Source organism: Aeromonas sp. ASNIH2 (genome assembly GCF_002934795.1).
In the GTDB taxonomy this organism is placed as follows: domain Bacteria; phylum Pseudomonadota; class Gammaproteobacteria; order Enterobacterales; family Aeromonadaceae; genus Aeromonas; species Aeromonas caviae.
Window position 1 is genome coordinate 3,431,953 of record NZ_CP026406.1, and the last position, 18,144, is coordinate 3,450,096.

General features: G+C 64.2%; 18 protein-coding genes and 1 pseudogene. 11 read left to right on the top strand and 8 right to left on the bottom strand.

From position 1 onward, the window contains the following. Positions 1 to 137 precede the first annotated feature (137 nt). Positions 138 to 1,301 carry an FAD-dependent monooxygenase gene (locus C3F36_RS16425; RefSeq protein WP_104455458.1) on the top strand — a complete coding sequence of 388 codons (1,164 nt, stop codon included), beginning with the start codon at positions 138 to 140 and terminating at the stop codon, positions 1,299 to 1,301. A 140-nt stretch (positions 1,302 to 1,441) separates the two neighbouring features. After that, positions 1,442 to 2,018, top strand: a pseudogene (locus tag C3F36_RS16430) (cysteine hydrolase family protein). 36 nt (positions 2,019 to 2,054) lie between these two features. Here the strand turns inward: C3F36_RS16430 and C3F36_RS16435 are convergent. Beyond that, positions 2,055 to 2,936, bottom strand: a complete 882-nt coding sequence (locus tag C3F36_RS16435; RefSeq protein WP_104455459.1) for a LysR family transcriptional regulator — start codon at positions 2,934 to 2,936, stop codon at positions 2,055 to 2,057. 114 nt (positions 2,937 to 3,050) lie between these two features. On the opposite strand from C3F36_RS16435, the gene C3F36_RS16440 reads away from it, so the two are divergent. After that, a complete protein-coding gene (locus C3F36_RS16440; protein ID WP_010673776.1) occupies positions 3,051 to 3,275 on the top strand; it encodes a hypothetical protein in 225 nt (74 codons plus the stop codon). Then, positions 3,272 to 3,943 (top strand): HAD-IA family hydrolase, encoded by a 672-nt coding sequence (locus tag C3F36_RS16445; protein WP_104455460.1) that lies wholly within the window; start codon positions 3,272 to 3,274, stop codon positions 3,941 to 3,943. The genes C3F36_RS16440 and C3F36_RS16445 overlap by 4 nt, the downstream gene beginning before the upstream one ends. A gap of 21 nt (positions 3,944 to 3,964) precedes the next feature. On the opposite strand, the gene C3F36_RS16450 is transcribed toward C3F36_RS16445, so the two are convergent. After that, the gene (locus tag C3F36_RS16450) at positions 3,965 to 5,425 is read right to left on the bottom strand and encodes a sensor domain-containing diguanylate cyclase (RefSeq protein ID WP_233759663.1); all 1,461 of its coding nucleotides are present in this window, start codon (positions 5,423 to 5,425) and stop codon (positions 3,965 to 3,967) included. Between the two features lie 107 nt (positions 5,426 to 5,532). Beyond that, complete coding sequence (locus tag C3F36_RS16455) at positions 5,533 to 6,135, bottom strand: nitroreductase family protein (RefSeq protein WP_104455461.1); 603 nt, start codon at positions 6,133 to 6,135, stop codon at positions 5,533 to 5,535. 290 nt (positions 6,136 to 6,425) lie between these two features. Between C3F36_RS16455 and C3F36_RS16460 the strand changes: the two genes are divergently transcribed. Together C3F36_RS16460 and C3F36_RS16465 are read left to right on the top strand one after the other, a co-directional pair. Beyond that, a complete protein-coding gene (locus tag C3F36_RS16460; protein WP_104455462.1) occupies positions 6,426 to 7,883 on the top strand; it encodes a sensor domain-containing diguanylate cyclase in 1,458 nt (485 codons plus the stop codon). Positions 7,884 to 8,124: 241 nt separating this feature from the next. Continuing rightward, positions 8,125 to 8,598, top strand: a complete 474-nt coding sequence (locus C3F36_RS16465; protein WP_039041096.1) for a YMGG-like glycine zipper-containing protein — start codon at positions 8,125 to 8,127, stop codon at positions 8,596 to 8,598. 86 nt (positions 8,599 to 8,684) lie between these two features. Here C3F36_RS16465 and C3F36_RS16470 read toward each other — a convergent pair whose 3' ends face one another. Next, a complete protein-coding gene (locus tag C3F36_RS16470) occupies positions 8,685 to 9,641 on the bottom strand; it encodes a D-2-hydroxyacid dehydrogenase (protein WP_039041095.1) in 957 nt (318 codons plus the stop codon). Between the two features lie 120 nt (positions 9,642 to 9,761). Continuing rightward, complete coding sequence (locus tag C3F36_RS16475) at positions 9,762 to 10,532, bottom strand: DUF3530 family protein (protein ID WP_104455463.1); 771 nt, start codon at positions 10,530 to 10,532, stop codon at positions 9,762 to 9,764. Between the two features lie 309 nt (positions 10,533 to 10,841). Here C3F36_RS16475 and C3F36_RS16480 point away from each other — a divergent pair, with 309 nt between their 5' ends. The 4 genes from C3F36_RS16480 to C3F36_RS16495 are packed head-to-tail and all read left to right on the top strand — an operon-like array spanning position 10,842 to position 14,172. Further along, positions 10,842 to 11,882, top strand: a complete 1,041-nt coding sequence (locus tag C3F36_RS16480) for an isopenicillin N synthase family dioxygenase (protein ID WP_104455464.1) — start codon at positions 10,842 to 10,844, stop codon at positions 11,880 to 11,882. Positions 11,883 to 11,903: 21 nt separating this feature from the next. Further along, on the top strand, positions 11,904 to 12,716 hold the full coding sequence (locus tag C3F36_RS16485) for a MetQ/NlpA family ABC transporter substrate-binding protein (protein ID WP_010673785.1): 813 nt from the start codon (positions 11,904 to 11,906) through the stop codon (positions 12,714 to 12,716). Then, positions 12,713 to 13,507 carry a methionine ABC transporter ATP-binding protein gene (locus C3F36_RS16490; protein WP_010673786.1) on the top strand — a complete coding sequence of 265 codons (795 nt, stop codon included), beginning with the start codon at positions 12,713 to 12,715 and terminating at the stop codon, positions 13,505 to 13,507. Before C3F36_RS16485 ends, C3F36_RS16490 begins: the two co-directional genes overlap by 4 nt. Further along, positions 13,492 to 14,172: a methionine ABC transporter permease gene (locus tag C3F36_RS16495; protein WP_104455465.1), complete on the top strand. Its 681-nt coding sequence runs from the start codon at positions 13,492 to 13,494 to the stop codon at positions 14,170 to 14,172. Before C3F36_RS16490 ends, C3F36_RS16495 begins: the two co-directional genes overlap by 16 nt. A 94-nt stretch (positions 14,173 to 14,266) precedes the next feature. On the opposite strand, the gene efp is transcribed toward C3F36_RS16495, so the two are convergent. From efp to C3F36_RS16510, 3 genes are all read right to left on the bottom strand, one after another. After that, a complete protein-coding gene (gene efp / locus C3F36_RS16500; RefSeq protein WP_010673788.1) occupies positions 14,267 to 14,833 on the bottom strand; it encodes an elongation factor P in 567 nt (188 codons plus the stop codon). A 45-nt stretch (positions 14,834 to 14,878) separates the two neighbouring features. After that, a complete protein-coding gene (earP, locus tag C3F36_RS16505; protein WP_104455466.1) occupies positions 14,879 to 16,075 on the bottom strand; it encodes an elongation factor P maturation arginine rhamnosyltransferase EarP in 1,197 nt (398 codons plus the stop codon). A gap of 92 nt (positions 16,076 to 16,167) precedes the next feature. Beyond that, positions 16,168 to 17,211 (bottom strand): GMP reductase, encoded by a 1,044-nt coding sequence (locus C3F36_RS16510; protein ID WP_010673790.1) that lies wholly within the window; start codon positions 17,209 to 17,211, stop codon positions 16,168 to 16,170. Between the two features lie 391 nt (positions 17,212 to 17,602). Between C3F36_RS16510 and rloA3 the strand changes: the two genes are divergently transcribed. Then, the gene (rloA3, locus tag C3F36_RS16515; protein WP_233759757.1) at positions 17,603 to 18,082 is read left to right on the top strand and encodes a retropepsin-like aspartic peptidase RloA3; all 480 of its coding nucleotides are present in this window, start codon (positions 17,603 to 17,605) and stop codon (positions 18,080 to 18,082) included. The last annotated feature ends 62 nt before the right edge of the window (positions 18,083 to 18,144 follow it).

Sequence of the window (18,144 nt, forward strand, 5' to 3'; positions counted from 1 at the left end):
CCCGCCGCCATCAGGGCCGGCTTGTCGTCGGCAATTGCGCATCCCTCTCACTGTTTCTACCGCCTCCATGCGTTATCATGCCCCATTCGGTTCGGCCCTTGCCCCTTATCGCGGGGACTCCTTGCAGGAATCAAGTTATGGAACAGTGTGATATCGCCATCGTCGGCGCCGGCATGGTGGGCGCCGCCACCGCCTGCCTGCTGGCGGCAGAGGGGCTCTCGGTACGGGTCATCGAGACCCGGTTGCCCGAGCCCTATGCCCCCGAGCAGTCGCTGGATCTGCGGGTTTCCGCCATCAGTCAGGCCTCGGTGGCGCTGCTGACCCGGGCCGGTGCCTGGCAATATCTGCAGCAGATGCGGCTGTGCCCCTATCGCCGGCTGGAGACCTGGGAGCTGGACGGCTTCGCTACCCGCTTCGACGCGGTGGATCTTGGGCTGCCCCAGCTCGGCTACATCATCGAGAACCGGCTGATCCAGCTCGCGCTCCTGAAAAGGATGGAGGATTTCCCGACCATCCAGACCCATACCCCGGCGGCGGTGACGAGTCTGCGCCAGGGTGCGGATGACGCCGTGCTGACCCTGGATGACGGCACCGAGCTGCAGGCGCGCTGGGTGCTGGCCTGCGATGGTGCCGAATCCCACACCCGGCGATTGGCCGGTATCGGGGTGTCGCGTTTCGAGTACCGCCAGCACTGCATGCTGATCAACATCGACACCGATTTTGCCCAGGAAGACATCACCTGGCAGCAGTTCACCCCGAGCGGCCCGCGCGCCTTCCTGCCGCTGCCGGGCCGCCATGGCTCCCTGGTCTGGTATGACAGCCCGGCCCGCATCCGGGCGCTGGCCGCCATGAGCAACGAGGCCCTGGCCGTCGAGGTGCGCCGCCACTTCCCGAGCCGCCTTGGTGGTTTCACCGTGACGGCCAAGGGGAGCTTCCCCCTGGTGCGCCGCCACGCCAACGACTATCACGCCGGGCGAGTGGTGCTGCTCGGGGATGCGGCCCACACCATCAACCCGCTGGCGGGGCAGGGGGTCAACCTCGGTTTCAAGGACGTGGCCTGCTGGGCCGGGTTGCTCGGCAAGGCGGGGGCACAGTGGCATGAGCTGGCGCTGGCCGGACGTTACGAGGGGCGACGCCGCCCTGACAACCTGCTGATGCAGTCGGGGATGGATCTCTTCTACGGGGTCTTCAGCAACGAGATAGGCCCCCTCAGGCTTGCCCGCAACCTGGCGCTGAATCTGGCGGACAAGGCGGGCCCCCTCAAGGAGATGGCGCTACGCTATGCGCTTGGGCTGGTATGAGGCAGTGCGTGGCACTGCCAGGTGCCAATCGGGTGGCATATCAATCCGTGTGATGGTGCCAGCCGGTTTTTTATATGGCCGCGAGGAGTGATCCTGGCGGCCCAGGGGCAAAACGGCCTCAGGCAAGGGGGGAGCACACCATGAACAAGGCATTGCTGGTGATCGATTTCATCAACGACATCGCCCACCCGGACGGGCGCATTGCCGCCTCGGCGGCCCAGGTGATCGAGCAGGACGCCATTGCGCACGCCAACCAAGCGCTGGCTCATGCCCGCGCTCACGGCTGGCTGGTGGTGCTCATCAAGGTGGGGTTTGACGAGGGCTATCTGCTGCAACCCAAGGGCTCCCCCCATGTTTGGCCGTGCCCGGCAGTTCGGGGCCCTCTCCCTGGCGGACAGCGGCACCGACTTTCACCCGGAGCTCAATGTGCAACCCGGGGATCTGGTGCTGACCAAACCCAGAGTCAGCCCCTTCTACGGCACGGCGCTGGAGTCTGCGCTACGGGCCAATCGCATCGAGCATCTCTATGTGTGCGGCGTGAGCACCAGCTGGGCCATTCAGGGGGCGGTGCGAGATGGCCACGATCGGGACTACACCATCACCATCTTGGAGGATGCCTGCGCGGCGGCGGATGCCGCAGAACACCAGGCTTCCCTGCGCATGCTCGGTCGCATTGCCGAGATCATCAAGGTCGCGGAGCTGGCGGAACGGGACTGAGCCCGGCCATCCTCTCCTGCAGGCTTATCATGCACCTCATGCGGGCTCGGGGTGCGTCTCTCTCACCATGGCGAGGAAGCGATCCCGGATGGGATCGGCAAATTCCGGGTTCCACACCAGGCTGATTTCCCATTCCGACCAGGGGCCGGAAAGGGGGTAGAGGGTAACATCTTTGCCCGCGATGAACCCCACGCTGCGCGGCAGGATGGCGTTGCCGATACCGGCGGCCACCAGGGCCACCAGGGTCTGGATGTCTTCCGCCTCCTGGATGAGACCGGTCAGCCGGTTGGCGCCGAGAAAGCGGGCGATCTGCTGGCTGAGACCCGGGCAGCGATGGCCCACCATCTGCAGCAAGGGATCGCGGATCAGCGCCCGCTCCAGGTCGAAGTCCGGCCCTGCCACCCGGGTGGGGACGGCCAGCACCAGTCTGTCCGTCAGCAGCCTGTGTTCCCTCAGCTGCGGCGCATCAGGCCGTCGCATGAAGCCCAGTTGCAGCCTACCCGCCAGCAAGTGCTCCTGCTGGATGGCGGAGGTGGTGTCCCGCAGGTGAACCAGCACGTCGGGGGCCTGCTGTTTGAAACGGGCCACCAGGGAGGGGGCCAGTGCGAAGCTGGAGAGCCCGAACCCGATGTTGAGGCGTCCGGCGGCACCGCTTGCCAGCGCCAGGGCATGCCGCTCGAATCCCTTGCCGTGATCCACCAGCGCCCTGGCCTGGGGCAGCAACTGGAGGCCGATGGCTGTCAGCTCGGCCCCGTGGCGGCCACGGTTGAACAGGGTGCTGCCGAGGGCCTGCTCCAGCCCCTGGATCTGCTTGGTCAGGGCCGGTTGCGTCACAAAAAGCCGGCTGGCCGCCTCCCGGTAGTTGGCACTCTCGGCCAGCATGACGAAGGCCTGCAATTGTCTCAGGTCGAATCTCATTCCATTTGGTTATCCAATGTGGCGATTTATTGATTATAAATTATCTAATCTCCTTGTTCTAATGGTCTCGAAACGGGCCTGCTTGCCCGCTGTTCAGCCACAAGGAGTCATGTCATGTCGAGCGAACGCTATCTGTTCTTGATCAAGGGGAGCCTGGTGATGGCTCAGCCGCTGGCCGCACCGGAGACCGGGGAGCTGCTGACCAGCCTGTTGCAGCAGGGGTTCGTCGTCGCCCCCTTGCCGGTGTGGGCCAGCAATGCGGAGCAGGCGCTCGCCTGTTACGAGGCCGCTGCCCAGCGGCAGGTCTTCGCCGATGCGCTGGCGGGGAGAGCCCTGTGAGCGCGGTGCGCGTGAGGGCCGCGTCCCTGCTGCTGGACATGGACGGGACCCTGGTCCACTCCACCGGCGACGTGGAAGTCGTGTGGCGGCGCTGGTGTCAGCACCATGGGCTGGATCCCGCTCCCGTGCTCGCCATGTGTCACGGCGTGCGCTCACGGGAGGTGATAGGGGCCCTGGCTCCCCAGCTGGACATGGCGGTGGAGGTGGCCCTGCTCGACGATCTGGAGATGGAATACGCTGCGGCGCCGATGCCCCTGGACGGTGCCCGGCGACGGCTCGAACAGCTGCCGCCGACGCGCTGGGCGCTGGTGACCTCCGCAAGCCGGAGGGTGGCAGAGCACCGGCTGCTGCACGCCGGATTGCCGCTGCCCCGTCTCCTGGTGTGCGCCGGGGATGTGGTACGGGGCAAGCCGGATCCCGAGCCTTATTTGCTGGCTGCCAGCCGGTTGGGACTGGCTCCGGCCGATTGCCTGGTGTTCGAGGATGCGCCAGCGGGCATCGCCAGCGCCCTGCAGGCGGGTTGCCAGGTGGTGCAGATGGGGGGAACAAGGCGGTATGACGACAGGCTCAAGGGCTGGCTGCGGGACTGGCGCGGGATCGAGATCGAGGTGGCATCGGACGGGCTCCATCTTCATCTGCCCGCCCCGCAGCCGGCAGAGGCCGGATGATGACGACAAGAGCCACGCCATTCAGGTGCCGCAAGATTGCCCGGCGCTGGGGGAAGCCTGCTCAGGCGAGTAGCGTTCCACCCGGTTGCGGCCATTGTGCTTGGCCAGATAGAGCGCCTGATCGGCGCGAGAGAGCAGCTCGTCCAGATTGAAGGGGCCCTCTCTCTGGGAGGCGATACCGATGCTGACCGTGATGCAGACGGCGGGCTCGGCTCCCTTTTCTTCCCCTGGCTGCGCGACGATTTTTCGCAGCCGCTCGGCCACCGCCATGGCCTGCTCCTCGCTGAGGCCGGGCAAGATGGCCACGAACTCCTCTCCCCCCAGGCGACAGAAGAGGTCCCCCGGTCGAAGCTGGTCACGCACCCGGGCCGCGAAGCCGCTCAACTGGTTGTCCCCCTCTTCGTGACCGTGACGATCATTGATGCGTTTGAAATGATCGATGTCCAGCATGCAGATCGCCACAGGGTAGCGCTGCACCGTGAGGTGCTGGAGCAGTTCATTGGCGGCCGACCAGAAGCCGGCCCGGTTCAGCGCACCGGTCAGGTGATCGTGGTGGGCCAGGTGTTTCATCTCCCGCAGCAGGCTGTTGCGGGCCGCCATGATGCTGGCGGCGGTCAGGGGGGTGAGAGCGATCAACATGACCCCTATCCGGACGGAGAACATCCAGTACTGGGTCTGGACATCGTGATTGATGACGAGATGGCCGTTTGAAAGGGCGATCAGGATCAGGGTGCTGTAACCCAGGGTCAGCAGGCTGGTGGCGAAGACGGAGTAGGTGACGGCGCACCAGAGCAGTGCCGGTACCGGGAAGGCGATGGATCCCGGCCCCTCGATGAGCAGGGTGAGCAGCAGGGAGGCCACCAGGCTCAGCAACGGCATCAATCCAGCCCAGGAGAACTCGGTACGGTAGAGGAGGGTGCGCCAGGGGGGCACGCTGTCATGGGGAGGCAGTGTCAGGAGCACCGGCAGTATGGTCATGTAGTTCACCAGCTCGCTGGCAAACCAGAAGCCCAGCCCGTAGAGCGGGGGGCCCAGAGACAGGATGGGATTGATGATGGCGCCGACCACGCCGGCGGCGAGGGAGGCGGCCAGGGTGTTTCGCAGCAGGAGCACGAGGGAGGTGGGGCGCCTGAGGAGCTTGTCGGCAGGCGCGAGCCGATGCATCAGCAGATACCCGACGCCGATGCCGGCCAGGTTGCCGCAGGTCAGCAGGATGGTTTTGAACAGGGGCTCACCGGTGAAGAGGGCGGCGAGAAAAAAGCCCAGTATGCCGCCGGCCCAGCCCGCCGGGGTGGCCAGGCGTGGATAGCGCACCATGCAGCCGAGCATGACCGCATTGGCAGGCCAGAAGGCCGCCAGCAGGTTGGGGGGGCGGGTGAAGATGCCGATCAGCGAGAACAGCAGTACCAGGGCGGCGACACACAACAGAGCGGACAAGGGCGTCAATGTGCATGAGGTACGTTGGCGTGCGATGTCCCCCATGGGGACCTCCTGACAAGAGAGCGTTTGTTCAGAGTATGGCTGGCACGTGACAAGGGTGAACGAGGGGGAGAGAAGAAAACGCCCCCTGGTGGAGGGGGCGTGAAGGCTTACTTGAAGACCCGGAAACGCACGTCGTCGTCGATGAAGGTCTTGTCGCCGGCAGGTTGCTCTATGCTGCCAAAAGGCATCTGGGCACGAAGCAGCCAGCTGGCGGGCAGGTCCCACTCCTTGCGCACCGCATCGTCGATGAGCGGGTTGTAGTGTTGCAGGGAGGCGCCGATGCCCTCCTGGGCCAGGGTGGTCCAGACCGCGAACTGGGCGATCCCGGTGGCATGTTCGGACCAGATGGGGAAGTTGTCGGCATAGAGAGCGAATTTCTGCTGAAGATCCTCGATGACGGCGGTGTCTTCGAAGAAGAGCACGGTGCCAGCCCCGGCGCGGAAGCTGCCGTTGATCTTGGCTTCACTCTGGGGATAGTCCTCCGGCGGCACTATCTTCTTGAGCTCCGCCTTGACGATGTCCCACAGCTTGTGGTGCTGCTCGCCGAACAGGATGACGGCGCGGGAACTCTGGGAGTTGAACGAAGAGGGGCTGTGCTTGACGGCATCCTTGATGAGGGCGGTCAGCTGGGCCTCGGAGTGGGTCACCCGGTTGCCCAGGGCATAGATGGTACGACGTGCTTTGATCTGTTCGATAAACGGACTGCTCATAACATCTCCTTGGTTGATGAATCATCACCGCCAGCGTTGCCGACAAAGGTCATCTGGCTCCGATTTCTCGAGTCATCGACTATAACACCTTGCGGGCAATAAACCGTCAACGACGAGTAATGACTGTTTCTACTTTTTATGGATATTCACATGACGGATGTGAATATGGCCGCGAGACACCTTGATATCTTTTTTATCATTAGCAGTGGATGTTAATGACTTCAATCAATATCTTTTGCAGATTTTTAATCTATAAAATTCATAAAATATGACATTTTATAGAGGGTGGCATGACGGCGGCGCTGATCAAGGAACGCTATTACATACTGACTCCGCTGTCGCTTCTCCTGGGAGGGCTGGTGCTGATCGCCACCCTGTTCCAGGACATGGCGCAGGACAACCGCCGCCAGCTTGGCGTGCTGGAGGCGTCCCTGGACAAGCAGGCCATCGCTGCCGGGGCATCGGCCATCAATCCCATCTGGCCCATTGCCCATCAGTTCAAGTACGAGGCCCACTTCCTCTATTTCTACAATGCGCGCACCCATCGGCTCGACGGCTATCCCGACTGGCAGCAACCGGAGGGCTACCGGGCACAGGCGCGGCCCTGGTACCAGACCCTGTCCGGCGAGGGTGATGATCTCGTCTGGTTCGGTCCCTACCCGGAGTTCGATTCGGCCGGAGAGGTACTGACCCTCATCAAGCGGGTCAAGGATGATGAGGGGCAACTGCTTGGGCTGCTGATGGTGGACATGTCGTTCAGCGCCTTGCAGGGGGCGTTGCACCGGGCAGTGGGTGAGGATCCGGTGGCCCTCTACATCACCGAGCGCAAGGGCGGCAAGCTGGTGGTGGGGCACAATTTGTCGCTGTTGCCGCTCCGTCTCGAGCGGGAGACGCAGGCGGTCGGCCTGGACGGGTTCTGGGCAGGTCGCCACCTGCAACACGCTCTGGAGGGGATGGAGTGGGATCTCAACGTCTATCTCCCCCCCTCCCATTTTCATGAAAACCTGCAAGACACCCTGTTGATGGTGGTGCTGCCCGCCCTGGCATTGCTCTGCATCTGGCTGTGCAGCCTGTGGTTTCTGGTGCGGATCTTTCGCCAGGAGCAGGCGCTGGTGCAGGGCTCGCTAAGCGGCCTCATCCGGGATGAGGCGCGAAAGGAGATCCAGCGGCGTCAGCGAACCTGGTTCGTGCACGGCAGCCTGGGGGAGATAGAACAGGTGCGAAACAGCCTGCTGCAAGGGCAGGATGCCCTGCTCCACGACCCTCTCACCGGCATCCTGAACCGGCGAGCCTTCGATCAGCAGCGGGCCGGGCTGGAGAAGGCGGGGAGGCCCTACTGGCTGGTGCTGTTCGATGTGGACAACTTCAAGCGCGTCAACGACAGCTGGGGACACGGTGTGGGGGATGCGGTGCTGTTTCGGGTAGCCACCATCATGGCGAGAACCCTGGGGGATGAGCGGGTCTACCGCATCGGGGGCGATGAATTTGCGGCCTTGCTGCCCTGGGAGCAGGCGGAGGTGGAATGTCGCCTGACCCACCTGCTCGGTCGGGTGAAGGCCCTGAAATGGCGGGAGTTCGCCGACGCCATCACCCTGAGCGCCGGCGGCGCGCGCTATCCGGATGATGCCCTGACGCTGCTCGAGCGGGCCGATGCCTGCCTGTACGAGAGCAAGCACCAGGGGCGGGATTGCTGGCATCTGGCGGCGTCGTTGCCCGTTGACGGGGAGGTTGTGACAGTATCTGTCTGACGGTGATCGCTGCAAAAAAGGGCCTTTGGGCCTAGAAAAGGGTCATGACGGGGATGATTTCTCGTGTGACCTTTTTTTTTGATGTGGTTTCAGGTGGTTAGCCTGCTTTCTTGCATTGTGTCGCGAACCGGAGACAGGAAGGGCTGGCCGTGAGGTGCCCCTTGCGGCAGTGGCGCAGGTCAGGGGGCTTTGTATAGTGTAGGGAAAAATAATCAATCATCAGGTTTGACAGGAGTACCCCATGAAAATGAAACCGTTTGGCATGAGCGCACTGGCGCTGCTGGGGGCGTTGCTGTTGGGCACAGGACAGGTGCAGGCATCCGAGACCCTCAATACCATTCTCGGCGGCGGAGCCGGCGGGGTGGCGGGCACCATGATCGGCAAGGAGCTGGGTGGCGACACCGGCGCCCTGGTGGGGGCCGCCCTGGGGGGCGCGGCCGGTGGTGCGGCCACGGCCAATAGAGGCAACAAGAACGAAGCTGCGCTCGGCGGCGCCGTTGGTGCCCTGGGCGGGGCTGCCATCGGCAAGAGCGTCGGTGGCAGCACGGGCCAGCTGATCGGCGCCGGCATCGGTGGTGCCGGTGGCTCCGCCATCGGAGCCAGGACCGGGGATGGTCATGAGAGCCGCGGCGATCGCTATTACGATGACAGGCGCTATCACAAGCACCACAAGAAACACAAAAAGCACCGCAAGCACAGATGGCATGACGACTGATGCCGCGGCAAGCTGACCGACAAAAAGGGGCCTTTGGCCCCTTTTTTGATCCCGCTGCCGGCCCGTGAGGGGCGGCGAGCGGCCTCTTACACCAGCCGGTGCTGGCGCCTGCCAAGGGAGAAGGCGTTGATGTTGTCGATGAGCTGATCCGCGAGGCGCTGCATCGACTCTTCGCTGGCCCAGGCCACGTGGGGAGTCAGGATGAAATTGGGGTAACGCAGGGCCTGCATCAGAGGGTGATCCGGAGGCGGCGGCTCGACACTCGCCACATCGAAACCGGCGCCGCCCAGACGGCCGTTGCCGAGGGCTTCGAGCAGCGCCTGCTCGTCCACCAGGCCGCCACGGCCCACGTTGATGAGCAGGGCGCCCGGTTTCATCAGGGCCAGCTCCCGCTCCCCGATGAGATGGCGGGTGTAGGGGGTGAGCGGGCAGTGCAGGCTGATCACATCCGAACTTTGCAGCAGGGCATCCAGGGGCAGCCTGTCGTCATCCCCCGGGGAGCCGACCTGGCTCTGGGCATAGTAAACCTCCATCCCGATGGCGCTGGCCCGCTGTCCCAGTGCCTGTCCCAGGGTTCCCTTGCCGATGATCCCGAGGCGCTTGCCATGCAGATCCGTGATGGGGTGGTCGAAGAAGCAGAACTGGCCGCTTTGTTGCCAGCGCCCCTCCAGCAGGGACTGGCGCCAGGCGAACAGGTTGCGCGACAGGGCGAGCATCAGGGCCATGGCGTGCTCGGGGACGGAAGGGCCCGAGTAGTTGCGGATATTGCACACGGCGACATTGGCGGCGCGGCACGCCTCCAGATCCAGGTTGTCGCTGCCGGTGGCGGCCAGGGCGATCAGGCGCAGTTCGGGCAGCTGGGCCAGTTCATCGGCCCCGATGCGCACCTTGTTGATGATGGCGATGCTGGCGCACTTGAGCCGCTCCACCACCTGATCCGGTGCCGTGGTCGGGTAGCTTTGCCAGTGATGGGGAAAATCGGGGCGGCGCAGATTGATGCCGGTGTCCAGGGTGTCGCTGTCGAGAAACACGATTTGCTGCATGAAGCCTCCTGCCATTGGTTCGGACATGATGCCAAACATGGAGGGCGGCTGACCAGCGCGGTGGCATCGGGCCAAGTCCGATGGGGAAGGTAAAGGCGGGTGGCTGTGCCTCGGAGGGACTCAGATCCAGCCCAGGTGCGTCAGCCAGCCCTGGATGCGCCCCGGCGTCTCCTCCAGGTCCATCAGGGCATAGGGGCGGTAGTTGAGCTTGTGGCTGCGGCGGCTCTCGCTTCTGCGGGCTTCGGCCGCCAGCAGGGGCCAGCGTCCTCCCTCCTCCTGATAGAGATCCAGGGTAGGGATGCTGCCCTGGGCTATTTGCTTGGCGAGGGTCTGGTTGCTCAGCTGGTTGGGGAAGAAGCCATCGAGCAGCACCAGGGCATCGGGGGCGGGCAACTGCTCGCTGGCGATGAGGTTGGCGGCCCAGGCGGCGCTGGTACCCTGGGCCAGCAGCAGCTTGAAGCCCCCCTCCTGCAGCTTGGCATCCCCCAGCTTGCTGATGCGGGAGGCAAACTGCTTGCGAAAATCGTCGATGACCTGCTGTTTCTTCTCGGCGGCGGGGTCGAGCTCGGTCTGCTGCGGCGAGGGGAGCAGCAGCAGGGTATCGAAACCGAGGCGCCCCAGCTCCCGGGTCAGTTGCCACAGCTGGCCGCTGCGCTGCCAGTCGGGCAGCAGGATGACCAGACCCACGTAGTTGTTGCTGTCGTGCTTGGCAAACAGTACCTGTTGCTTGTCCACCCTGGTGCTGTCGGGTATTCCCTGCCAGTCGCTGCTCTGCCAGTAGTCGGGGGGAACCAGGGGGGCTGGATCCGGGGCGGCGCCTGACGGTGCCTGCCCGGCGCCGTGGGCGGCAAAAGCAAGCAGGGTCAGCAGCAGATAGGGGCGAAATGTCATGGGGGATCCTCCAGCACTCCCTCATAGCGGCCTCGCCGGGGGTTTCTTTAGGGCAAGGGGGCACATCGACATCGGCGGTGGCGAAGAGGGTCTGACCGGCGGGCCGGACACGGGCCCGGGATTGTTCCAAATGGCAAAGCATTCCCGGTTTTGATTGTTCCATCCCGTGACCCATACATGGTTCAGTAAGGGCAGACAGACAGGGGGCCGGGGCATGTCGCCACTGGCCGCAGGCGGAGAATTCTCCCCCCTGTCTCGTCAGAACGAGAGATTCACCCTCACTTTCCATCGACAGGGAGCGTTATCGCCATGAGCACCTTGGTTCACTTGCCCATCCTCGACCTGAGGCAGCTGGATGCCTCGCCCGACGCCCGGGCCGATTTTCTGGCATCGTTGCGCGATGCCGCGAGAGAGACGGGATTTTTCTACCTGACCGGCCACGGCATCGATCCCGAGCTGCAACAGGAGGTGCAGCAGCTGTCGCGGGCCTTCTTTGCGCTGCCTCTGGCGGCCAAGCAGCAGGTCGCCATGATCCACTCTCCCCATTTTCGTGGCTACAACCGACCGGGGGCGGAGCTGACCCGGGGTCAACCCGACTGGCGAGAGCAGTTTGATATCGGTGCCGATCGCCCAGCCTTGCCGCGCGCGGCGGGCGATCCGCCCTGGTGGCGGTTGCAGGGGCCGAATCAGTGGCCGGAGGCGCTGCCGACACTGCAACCCGTGCTGACGCGCTGGCGTGGGCAGATGACTCGCATGTCCCGTACCCTGCTCGGGGCTTTTGCCGAGGCGCTCGCACTGTCGCCAGATGCCTTCGATGCCCTGCACGGAGAGCGTCCCAACGAACATATCAAGCTGATCCGCTATCCCGGTGAGCGGGGCGCCACCCAGGGGGTCGGTCCCCACAAGGATTCGGGCTTCCTGAGCTTCCTGCTGCAGGATGACCAGCCCGGCCTGCAGGTGGAGGTGGCGCCGGATCACTGGATCGATGCGCTCCCGCTCCCCGGCACCTTCGTGGTCAACATCGGTGAGCTGCTGGAGCTCGCCAGCAACGGCTACCTGCGGGCGACCGTGCACCGGGTGGTGCCGTCGGCGCCGGGGCAGGAGCGTCTCTCCATCGACTTCTTCCTGGGGGCCCAGCTCGACGCCGTGGTGCCCGTCTATCCGCTGCCCGAGGCACTGGCCCGTGAAGCCAGGGGGCCTGCCACCGACCCGCACAATCCGCTGCTGCGGGAGGTGGGCTGGAACTACCTCAAGGGGCGGCTGCGTTCTCACCCTGATGTGGCATTGCGCCACCATGCCGATCTGTTGCCGGCGCCCCGGGCGCTGGCGGTCGGCGAAACCACCCATTGATTGCATGGCAAGGAGCACAAGATGAACAAGCACGGACTGTTTTCCCTGAGCGGCCTGGTATTGGCCCTCGGACTCTCTCTCTCCGCCCAGGCAGCCCAGGCGCTGCGGGTTGCCGCGGATCCACTGCCCCATGCGGATATCCTCGGCGAGGTGAAACGCCAGGACCCTTCGCTGGATCTGCAGGTGATCGAGCTCAGCGGCGGCATCAATGCCAATGCCCTGCTGGTGGCGGGTGATGTGGATGCCAACTATTTCCAGCACGTCCCTTACCTGCGGGATCAGGAGAAGGCGCTCGGCACCGAGCTGGTGGTGGCCGCGACCGTACACGTGGAGCCTCTTGGCATCTATTCGAAGAAGTTCAAGCACCTGAGGGAGGTACCGGAAAAGGCGGTGATCGCCCTGCCCAACAATGTCACCAACCTGAGCCGGGCCCTCTATCTGTTGCAGCACGAGGGGCTCATCACCCTCAAGGCTGGCCATGAAGATCCGGCGCGGGATCTGGCGACGGTGCACGACATCGCCACCAACCCCAAGGCGCTCAAGATCCTGGAGATCGAGGCGCCGCAGCTGCCGCGCTCCCTCGACGACGTGGATCTGGCGGTGATCAATGGCAACTATGCCCTGGAGGCGGGGCTGGAGCCTGCTCGCGATGCCCTGGGGCTGGAGAGCGCCCAGAACAATCCCTACGCCAACATCCTGGTGACCACCCCGGCGCTCAAGGATGATCCGCGGATCCGCCAGTTGGCGCGGGATCTGGAGTCCAGGGCGATCGCCGACTTCATTCGCAAGAGCTACAAGGGGTCGGTGATCCCGGTGGCCGGGCGGCAGTCATGATAGTGCTGGAGGGGCTCGGCAAGCAGTACCCGGGGCACGGGCAACCCGCTCTGGAGGGAGTGTCGCTCGAGATTCCGGATGGGGCCATCTACGGCATTCTCGGGCGCAGCGGCGCGGGCAAGAGCACGCTCATTCGTTGCCTCAATCTGCTGGAGCGGCCAAGCCGGGGCCGCATCCTGTTCGATGGCCGCGACATCACGGCCCTGGAGGGGGCGGCCTTGCGCCGCCACCGTCAGGGGACCGGCATGATTTTCCAGCACTTCAATCTGCTGCACGCCCGCAGCGTGGAGGAGAACGTGGCAGTCCCGCTGGAAATCGCCGGAGTGGCGCGCCGGGAGCGGGCTGCCCGGGTCAGCGAGCTGCTGGAACTGGTGGGGCTTGGCGAGCACCGTCGCGCCTTTCCCTCCCAGTTGTCGGGGGGACAGAAGCAACGAGTGGGCATCGCCCGCGCCCTGGCCGCCAATCCGCGCCACTTGCTCTGTGACGAGGCGACCAGTGCCCTGGATCCGGAGACCACGGAGTCGGTGCTGGCGCTGCTTGCCGACATCAACCGCCGCCTCGGGATCACCATAGTGCTCATCACCCACGAGCTGGAGGTGGTCAGGGCCATCTGCGATCACGCAGCATTGCTTGAACGGGGTCAGCTGGTGGAAAGCGGCGCTCTGGGCACCCTGCTGGCCAACCCCGACTCCCGCGTGCGGCAGGCCCTGTTGCCGGATCCCGAGATCCTGCGGCGTTTCATGGCGCGTCACGGAGTCACAGAGGAGGTGCGTTTATGCAGAGTCGCCTGAGTGCCGATGCCTTGCTCGAACTGATGTATCAGGGGTCGCTCGAAACGCTCTACATGGTGGGAGTGGCGGCCGTGTTCACCCTGTTGCTGGGGCTGCCGACCGGGGTGCTGCTGGTGGTGACCCGTCCCGGGGGCGTGCTGCCCTTGCCCCGTCTCAACATGGTGCTGGGGATCGGTATCAACATCGGGCGGTCGCTCCCCTTCGTGGTGCTCCTGATCGCCCTGATCCCCCTGATCCCCCTGACCCGGCTGGTAGTCGGCACCTCACTGGGCAGCACCGCCGCCATCGTCCCCATTACCCTGGGGGCCTTCCCCTTCTTTGCCCGGGTGGTGGAGAGCGCCCTCGATGAGGTGGACAAGGGGCGCGTCGAAGCCGTGCTCGCCATGGGGGGCAGCGGCTGGCACGTGGTCGTCAAGGCGCTGCTGCCCGAGGCCTTGCCGGCGCTGCTGGCCGGACTCACTCTGACGGTGGTGATGCTCATTGGCTTCTCTTCCATGGCGGGGGTGGTCGGTGGCGGCGGGCTCGGGGATCTGGCGATCCGCTACGGCTACCAGCGCTTTGACGACAAGGTGATGGCAGGGACAGTGGTCATGTTGCTGCTGCTGGTGCAACTGGTACAGGGGGTGGGGGACAGGCTGGTGCGGGCACTGGCCCATCGCCGCTAGGGGCACGGCTTCTCATCAGGTCGGCCGTGAGGTGCCAGCCAATAAAAAAGCGAGCCTTGGCTCGCTTTTTTTGCAATCACATCAAGGGGTCAACTTAGTTGACGCGACGCTTGAATTCACCGGTACGGGTGTCGATTTCGATCTTGTCACCGATCTCCACGAAGGCGGCAACGGCCAGCTCGTAGGAGGTGCCCTTCAGGCGGGCAGGCTTGGTCACTTTACCGGAGGTGTCGCCACGGGCGGCCGGCTCGGTGTACTCGACTTCACGCACGATGGTGGTCGGCAGTTCTACGGAGATGGCTTTCTCGTTGTAGAAAGTCACTTCGCAGAGGTCTTCCATGCCGTCTACCAGGTAGTTCAGGGCATCACCCAGGTTGTCTTTCTCGACGTCGTACTGGTTGTACTCGGTGTCCATGAAGACATACAGCGGGTCGGAGTAGTAGGAGTAGGTGCACTCTTTACGCTCCAGCTGAACGACTTCCAGCTTGTCGTCGGCCTTGAAGACGGTCTCGGTGGCGCTGCCGTTCAGCAGACCCTTCAGCTTCATCTTGACCACGGCGGAGTTACGGCCGGATTTGTTGAATTCAGCCTTCTGGACCACCATCGGCTCGGTGCCGATCATGACTACGTTACCAGCGCGGATTTCCTGTGCGGTTTTCATGTAAAAAATTCCTGTTCGTGAAACGGACGGATAAAAACTGCCAGATTATATACGGCTTTCTAAAAATTTCACCAACCTCGTGACGAGATCCCCGTCCGCCAGCAGCCTCTGTGGCCAGGTGCGCCCATGTTGCTGCCATATGGCCGCGTATTGAGGCCATTGTGCCCAGAGTTCACCCGTATGCTCCCCCCGGTTGAGGGCATGGTTGAAGCGGCGCAGCCACTGACCGGCCGGCGCTGGCAAGGGGGAGAGGTAGTGGTCGAGAAAACTGTCCAGCTTGACCATGTGGGCATCCTCTTCCTGCTGGTAGATATGCCAGAGGAAGGGGCGCCCCGCCCACTGGGCCCGCACGAAGGAGTCCTCCCCGCGCACCAGGTTGAGATCGCAGCTCCACAGCAGGCGATCGTAGCCCCTCTGATCGGTCATCGGCAGCAGCTTGACGGTGAGGTTGCCCGCCTGGAGCAGATCTCCGGCCCGGGCACCGGGAATGGCCTCTGCCAGCCCTGCGCCGATGAGCACGTCGTCGAGGGAGCGCCCCAGCGGCAGCAGCAGGGTGACGGGGGTGACGCTCTGGCGCCAGCCCTCGGCCAGGCTCCTGAGCGCCTCGCTCTCGTAGGTAAAGAGGCTGACCCGCAGCTCGTCTTCTCGTTGGGGTGGCAGGCCGAGGCTGGCCCAGTAGGCGGCCAGTCCCGCAACATCCTGTTGCCAGCGCTCGCGCTCGACGATGAGGCCTCGCTCGCACAAGAGGCCGCCCGTTTTCTGCGTGAAACCCGGGAAGAAGAAGTACTTGTCGAGGCGCTGGCTGCCGACCTGCTGGGGCGAGGCGAGGCCATGGCAATCCTCGACCCAGCTCTCGGCCGAGAGGTATTCGAGGTTGATCCAGCAGGGGGGCGTGGTCTGCTCGGCCATGCGTTCGATAAAGGGGGTGGGCAGCTCGCAGGCAAACGCCTCGATGACCACCCTGGCCGGGGTCATGTCGGCGGGGAGGCGCTCGTGCCAGTGCTGGACATAGATGCCATCGACCCACTGACCGTCCTGTGCGGGGTCGAGCGCCGGGCAGATGCGGGCGAAGCTAACCAGATCGTCCACCCAGAGCCGCACCTGCACCTCACTCTTCTGCGCCGGGAGCGCGCCTTCCTGTTTGAGCTGGCGGGCGAGCCGCCAGGTGACGCCGATGTCACCGAAGTTGTCGACGACGCAGCAGAAGATGTCCCAGTCGAAGGGGGGGAGAGGGCTTGTCATGGCGCAGGGTCCCAGATGCAAAAAAACCGGTGCGCAGGGTAGCACACCGGTTGGCTGGCTTCTAACGGTCGGCTCGGGGCCGAAGGAGGAACTTACTCCTTGCCGTAGACGTTGTTCTCCTGCTCGCGCACCCGGATGAAGGTGGTGCGTTTGGTGAGCTCTTTCAACTGGCTGGCCCCCACATAGGTGCAGGTGGATCGCACCCCGCCCAGGATGTCGCGCACCGTGTTCTCCACCGGGCCGCGGTAGGGCAGCAGCACGGTTTTGCCTTCGGAGGCGCGATACTCTGCGACGCCGCCAGCGTGCTTGTCCATGGCGCTGGCCGAGCTCATGCCGTAGAACTTCATGAAGGGCTCGCCATCGACCTCGACGATTTCACCGCCGCACTCTTCGTGAGCGGCCAGCATGCCCCCCAGCATCACGAAGTCGGCGCCGCCGCCAAATGCCTTGGCCACATCCCCCGGGCAGGTGCAGCCGCCGTCACCGACGATCTGGCCACCCAGGCCGTGTGCCGCATCGGCACACTCGATGATGGCGGAGAGCTGCGGGTAGCCGACCCCGGTCTTGACCCGGGTGGTGCAGACCGAGCCCGGGCCTATGCCCACCTTGACGATGTCGGCGCCGGAGAGGATCAGCTCCTCCACCATCTCGCCGGTCACCACGTTGCCCGCCAGGATGACGTGGTTCGGGCAGGCCTCGCGGATCTTGCGCAAAAACTCGACGAAGTGCTGGGAGTAGCCGTTGGCCACGTCCACGCAGATGAAGCGCAGGGCGCTGGACATCGCGAGGATCTGGCGGGTCTTGGTGAAGTCCTCCTCCGAGGTGCCGGTGGAGACCATTACGTGGCCCAGCAGGGCCGGGTCGGTCTCATTGACGAAGGTTTGCCACTGCGCAAGGCTGTAGTGCTTGTGCACCGCCGTCATCATCTCGAAGCTGGCCAGGGTACGCGCCATGGCGAAGCTGCCGACGGTATCCATGTTGGCGGCGATGACGGGCACGCCCTGCCATCGGGTCTGGGTGTGCTTGAAGGTGAACTGGCGGGTCAGGCTGACTTGGGAACGGCTCTTGAGAGTAGAGCGCTTGGGGCGAAACAGGACATCCTTGAAACCGAGCTTCAAGTCTTCTTCGATACGCATTGCGAATTCCTTATTGAGCCTTGTGTGAGAGGTCACTTTGCAGTGGCAACTTTTCGGCAGGCGCAAAAAAACCGGTGGTTTTCAGGCCCTCCGGTTTACAGCAGTGTAGGCAAAAATCCCGTCAGAACAAGACTGATAATTCACGCACCGCTGTGGTAGCCTTTGGCGTCACAACCTGAGGATGGCCGCCAGCGTCATCCAGCACCCTGTTCTCCCCTCGTTTTCCTGCTGCATTCCCCACTCACGCGCCGTGCCCGGCATGGATTGTCGCCTGTTGGCACCGCGTCCAGAGCCAGCTCCCCTGCGCGCCAGAATCCAGTTGACCCGGCAGTTGGCTGTGATACATCTGGGCGCAAGACTGACAAGGCGAGAGAGCATGATGGGCAAGAGAATGGTGGCGGCGGCCATGATGTGGGCGCTGTGCGGCAGCGCGATGGCGACCCAGACCAGCTATGGCTGGATCGAGAAGGGGGTGCTGATGCCCTACGGGGTGGCGGTCAAGATGAAGCTCGATACCGGTGCCCTCACTTCGTCGCTGGATGCCCGCGACCTGAAGCATTTCAAGAAGGATGGCAAGCCCTGGGTGCGCTTCAACCTGGTGCTGACCGATGCCAATACCGACAAGGTGGTGCGCCGGAGCGTGGAGCGACCTGTGGAGCGCAGCGTGACGGTGCGCGGGGCGGGCGGCATGGAGCAGCGCCCGACGGTGACCATGTCCGTCTGCGTCGGGGACCAGGTCTACAAGGAGTGGTTCACCCTGCGGGATCGCAGCAAGATGATCTACCCGGTGCTGCTGGGGCGCCGTCTGCTGGCGGAGCTGGGACCGGTGGATTCGAGCCGGACCTTCACGGTACAGCCCACCTGCGACTAGGGTGGTGCAGCCATGAAAAACGGGGGCCTGGCCCCCGTTTTTCATGGCGTGCGCAAAGGCTG

What these genes read in the sequence shown, in the direction of transcription:
- C3F36_RS16425 (WP_104455458.1), top strand. Translation starts at nt 138, where the DNA reads ATGGAACAGTGTGATATCGCCATCGTCGGCGCCGGCATGGTGGGCGCC.
- C3F36_RS16435 (WP_104455459.1), bottom strand. Translation starts at nt 2,936, where the DNA reads ATGAGATTCGACCTGAGACAATTGCAGGCCTTCGTCATGCTGGCCGAG.
- C3F36_RS16440 (WP_010673776.1), top strand. Translation starts at nt 3,051, where the DNA reads ATGTCGAGCGAACGCTATCTGTTCTTGATCAAGGGGAGCCTGGTGATG.
- C3F36_RS16450 (WP_233759663.1), bottom strand. Translation starts at nt 5,425, where the DNA reads ATGGGGGACATCGCACGCCAACGTACCTCATGCACATTGACGCCCTTG.
- C3F36_RS16455 (WP_104455461.1), bottom strand. Translation starts at nt 6,135, where the DNA reads ATGAGCAGTCCGTTTATCGAACAGATCAAAGCACGTCGTACCATCTAT.
- C3F36_RS16460 (WP_104455462.1), top strand. Translation starts at nt 6,426, where the DNA reads ATGACGGCGGCGCTGATCAAGGAACGCTATTACATACTGACTCCGCTG.
- C3F36_RS16465 (WP_039041096.1), top strand. Translation starts at nt 8,125, where the DNA reads ATGAAAATGAAACCGTTTGGCATGAGCGCACTGGCGCTGCTGGGGGCG.
- C3F36_RS16470 (WP_039041095.1), bottom strand. Translation starts at nt 9,641, where the DNA reads ATGCAGCAAATCGTGTTTCTCGACAGCGACACCCTGGACACCGGCATC.
- C3F36_RS16475 (WP_104455463.1), bottom strand. Translation starts at nt 10,532, where the DNA reads ATGACATTTCGCCCCTATCTGCTGCTGACCCTGCTTGCTTTTGCCGCC.
- C3F36_RS16480 (WP_104455464.1), top strand. Translation starts at nt 10,842, where the DNA reads ATGAGCACCTTGGTTCACTTGCCCATCCTCGACCTGAGGCAGCTGGAT.
- C3F36_RS16485 (WP_010673785.1), top strand. Translation starts at nt 11,904, where the DNA reads ATGAACAAGCACGGACTGTTTTCCCTGAGCGGCCTGGTATTGGCCCTC.
- C3F36_RS16490 (WP_010673786.1), top strand. Translation starts at nt 12,713, where the DNA reads ATGATAGTGCTGGAGGGGCTCGGCAAGCAGTACCCGGGGCACGGGCAA.
- C3F36_RS16495 (WP_104455465.1), top strand. Translation starts at nt 13,492, where the DNA reads ATGCAGAGTCGCCTGAGTGCCGATGCCTTGCTCGAACTGATGTATCAG.
- efp (WP_010673788.1), bottom strand. Translation starts at nt 14,833, where the DNA reads ATGAAAACCGCACAGGAAATCCGCGCTGGTAACGTAGTCATGATCGGC.
- earP (WP_104455466.1), bottom strand. Translation starts at nt 16,075, where the DNA reads ATGACAAGCCCTCTCCCCCCCTTCGACTGGGACATCTTCTGCTGCGTC.
- C3F36_RS16510 (WP_010673790.1), bottom strand. Translation starts at nt 17,211, where the DNA reads ATGCGTATCGAAGAAGACTTGAAGCTCGGTTTCAAGGATGTCCTGTTT.
- rloA3 (WP_233759757.1), top strand. Translation starts at nt 17,603, where the DNA reads ATGGTGGCGGCGGCCATGATGTGGGCGCTGTGCGGCAGCGCGATGGCG.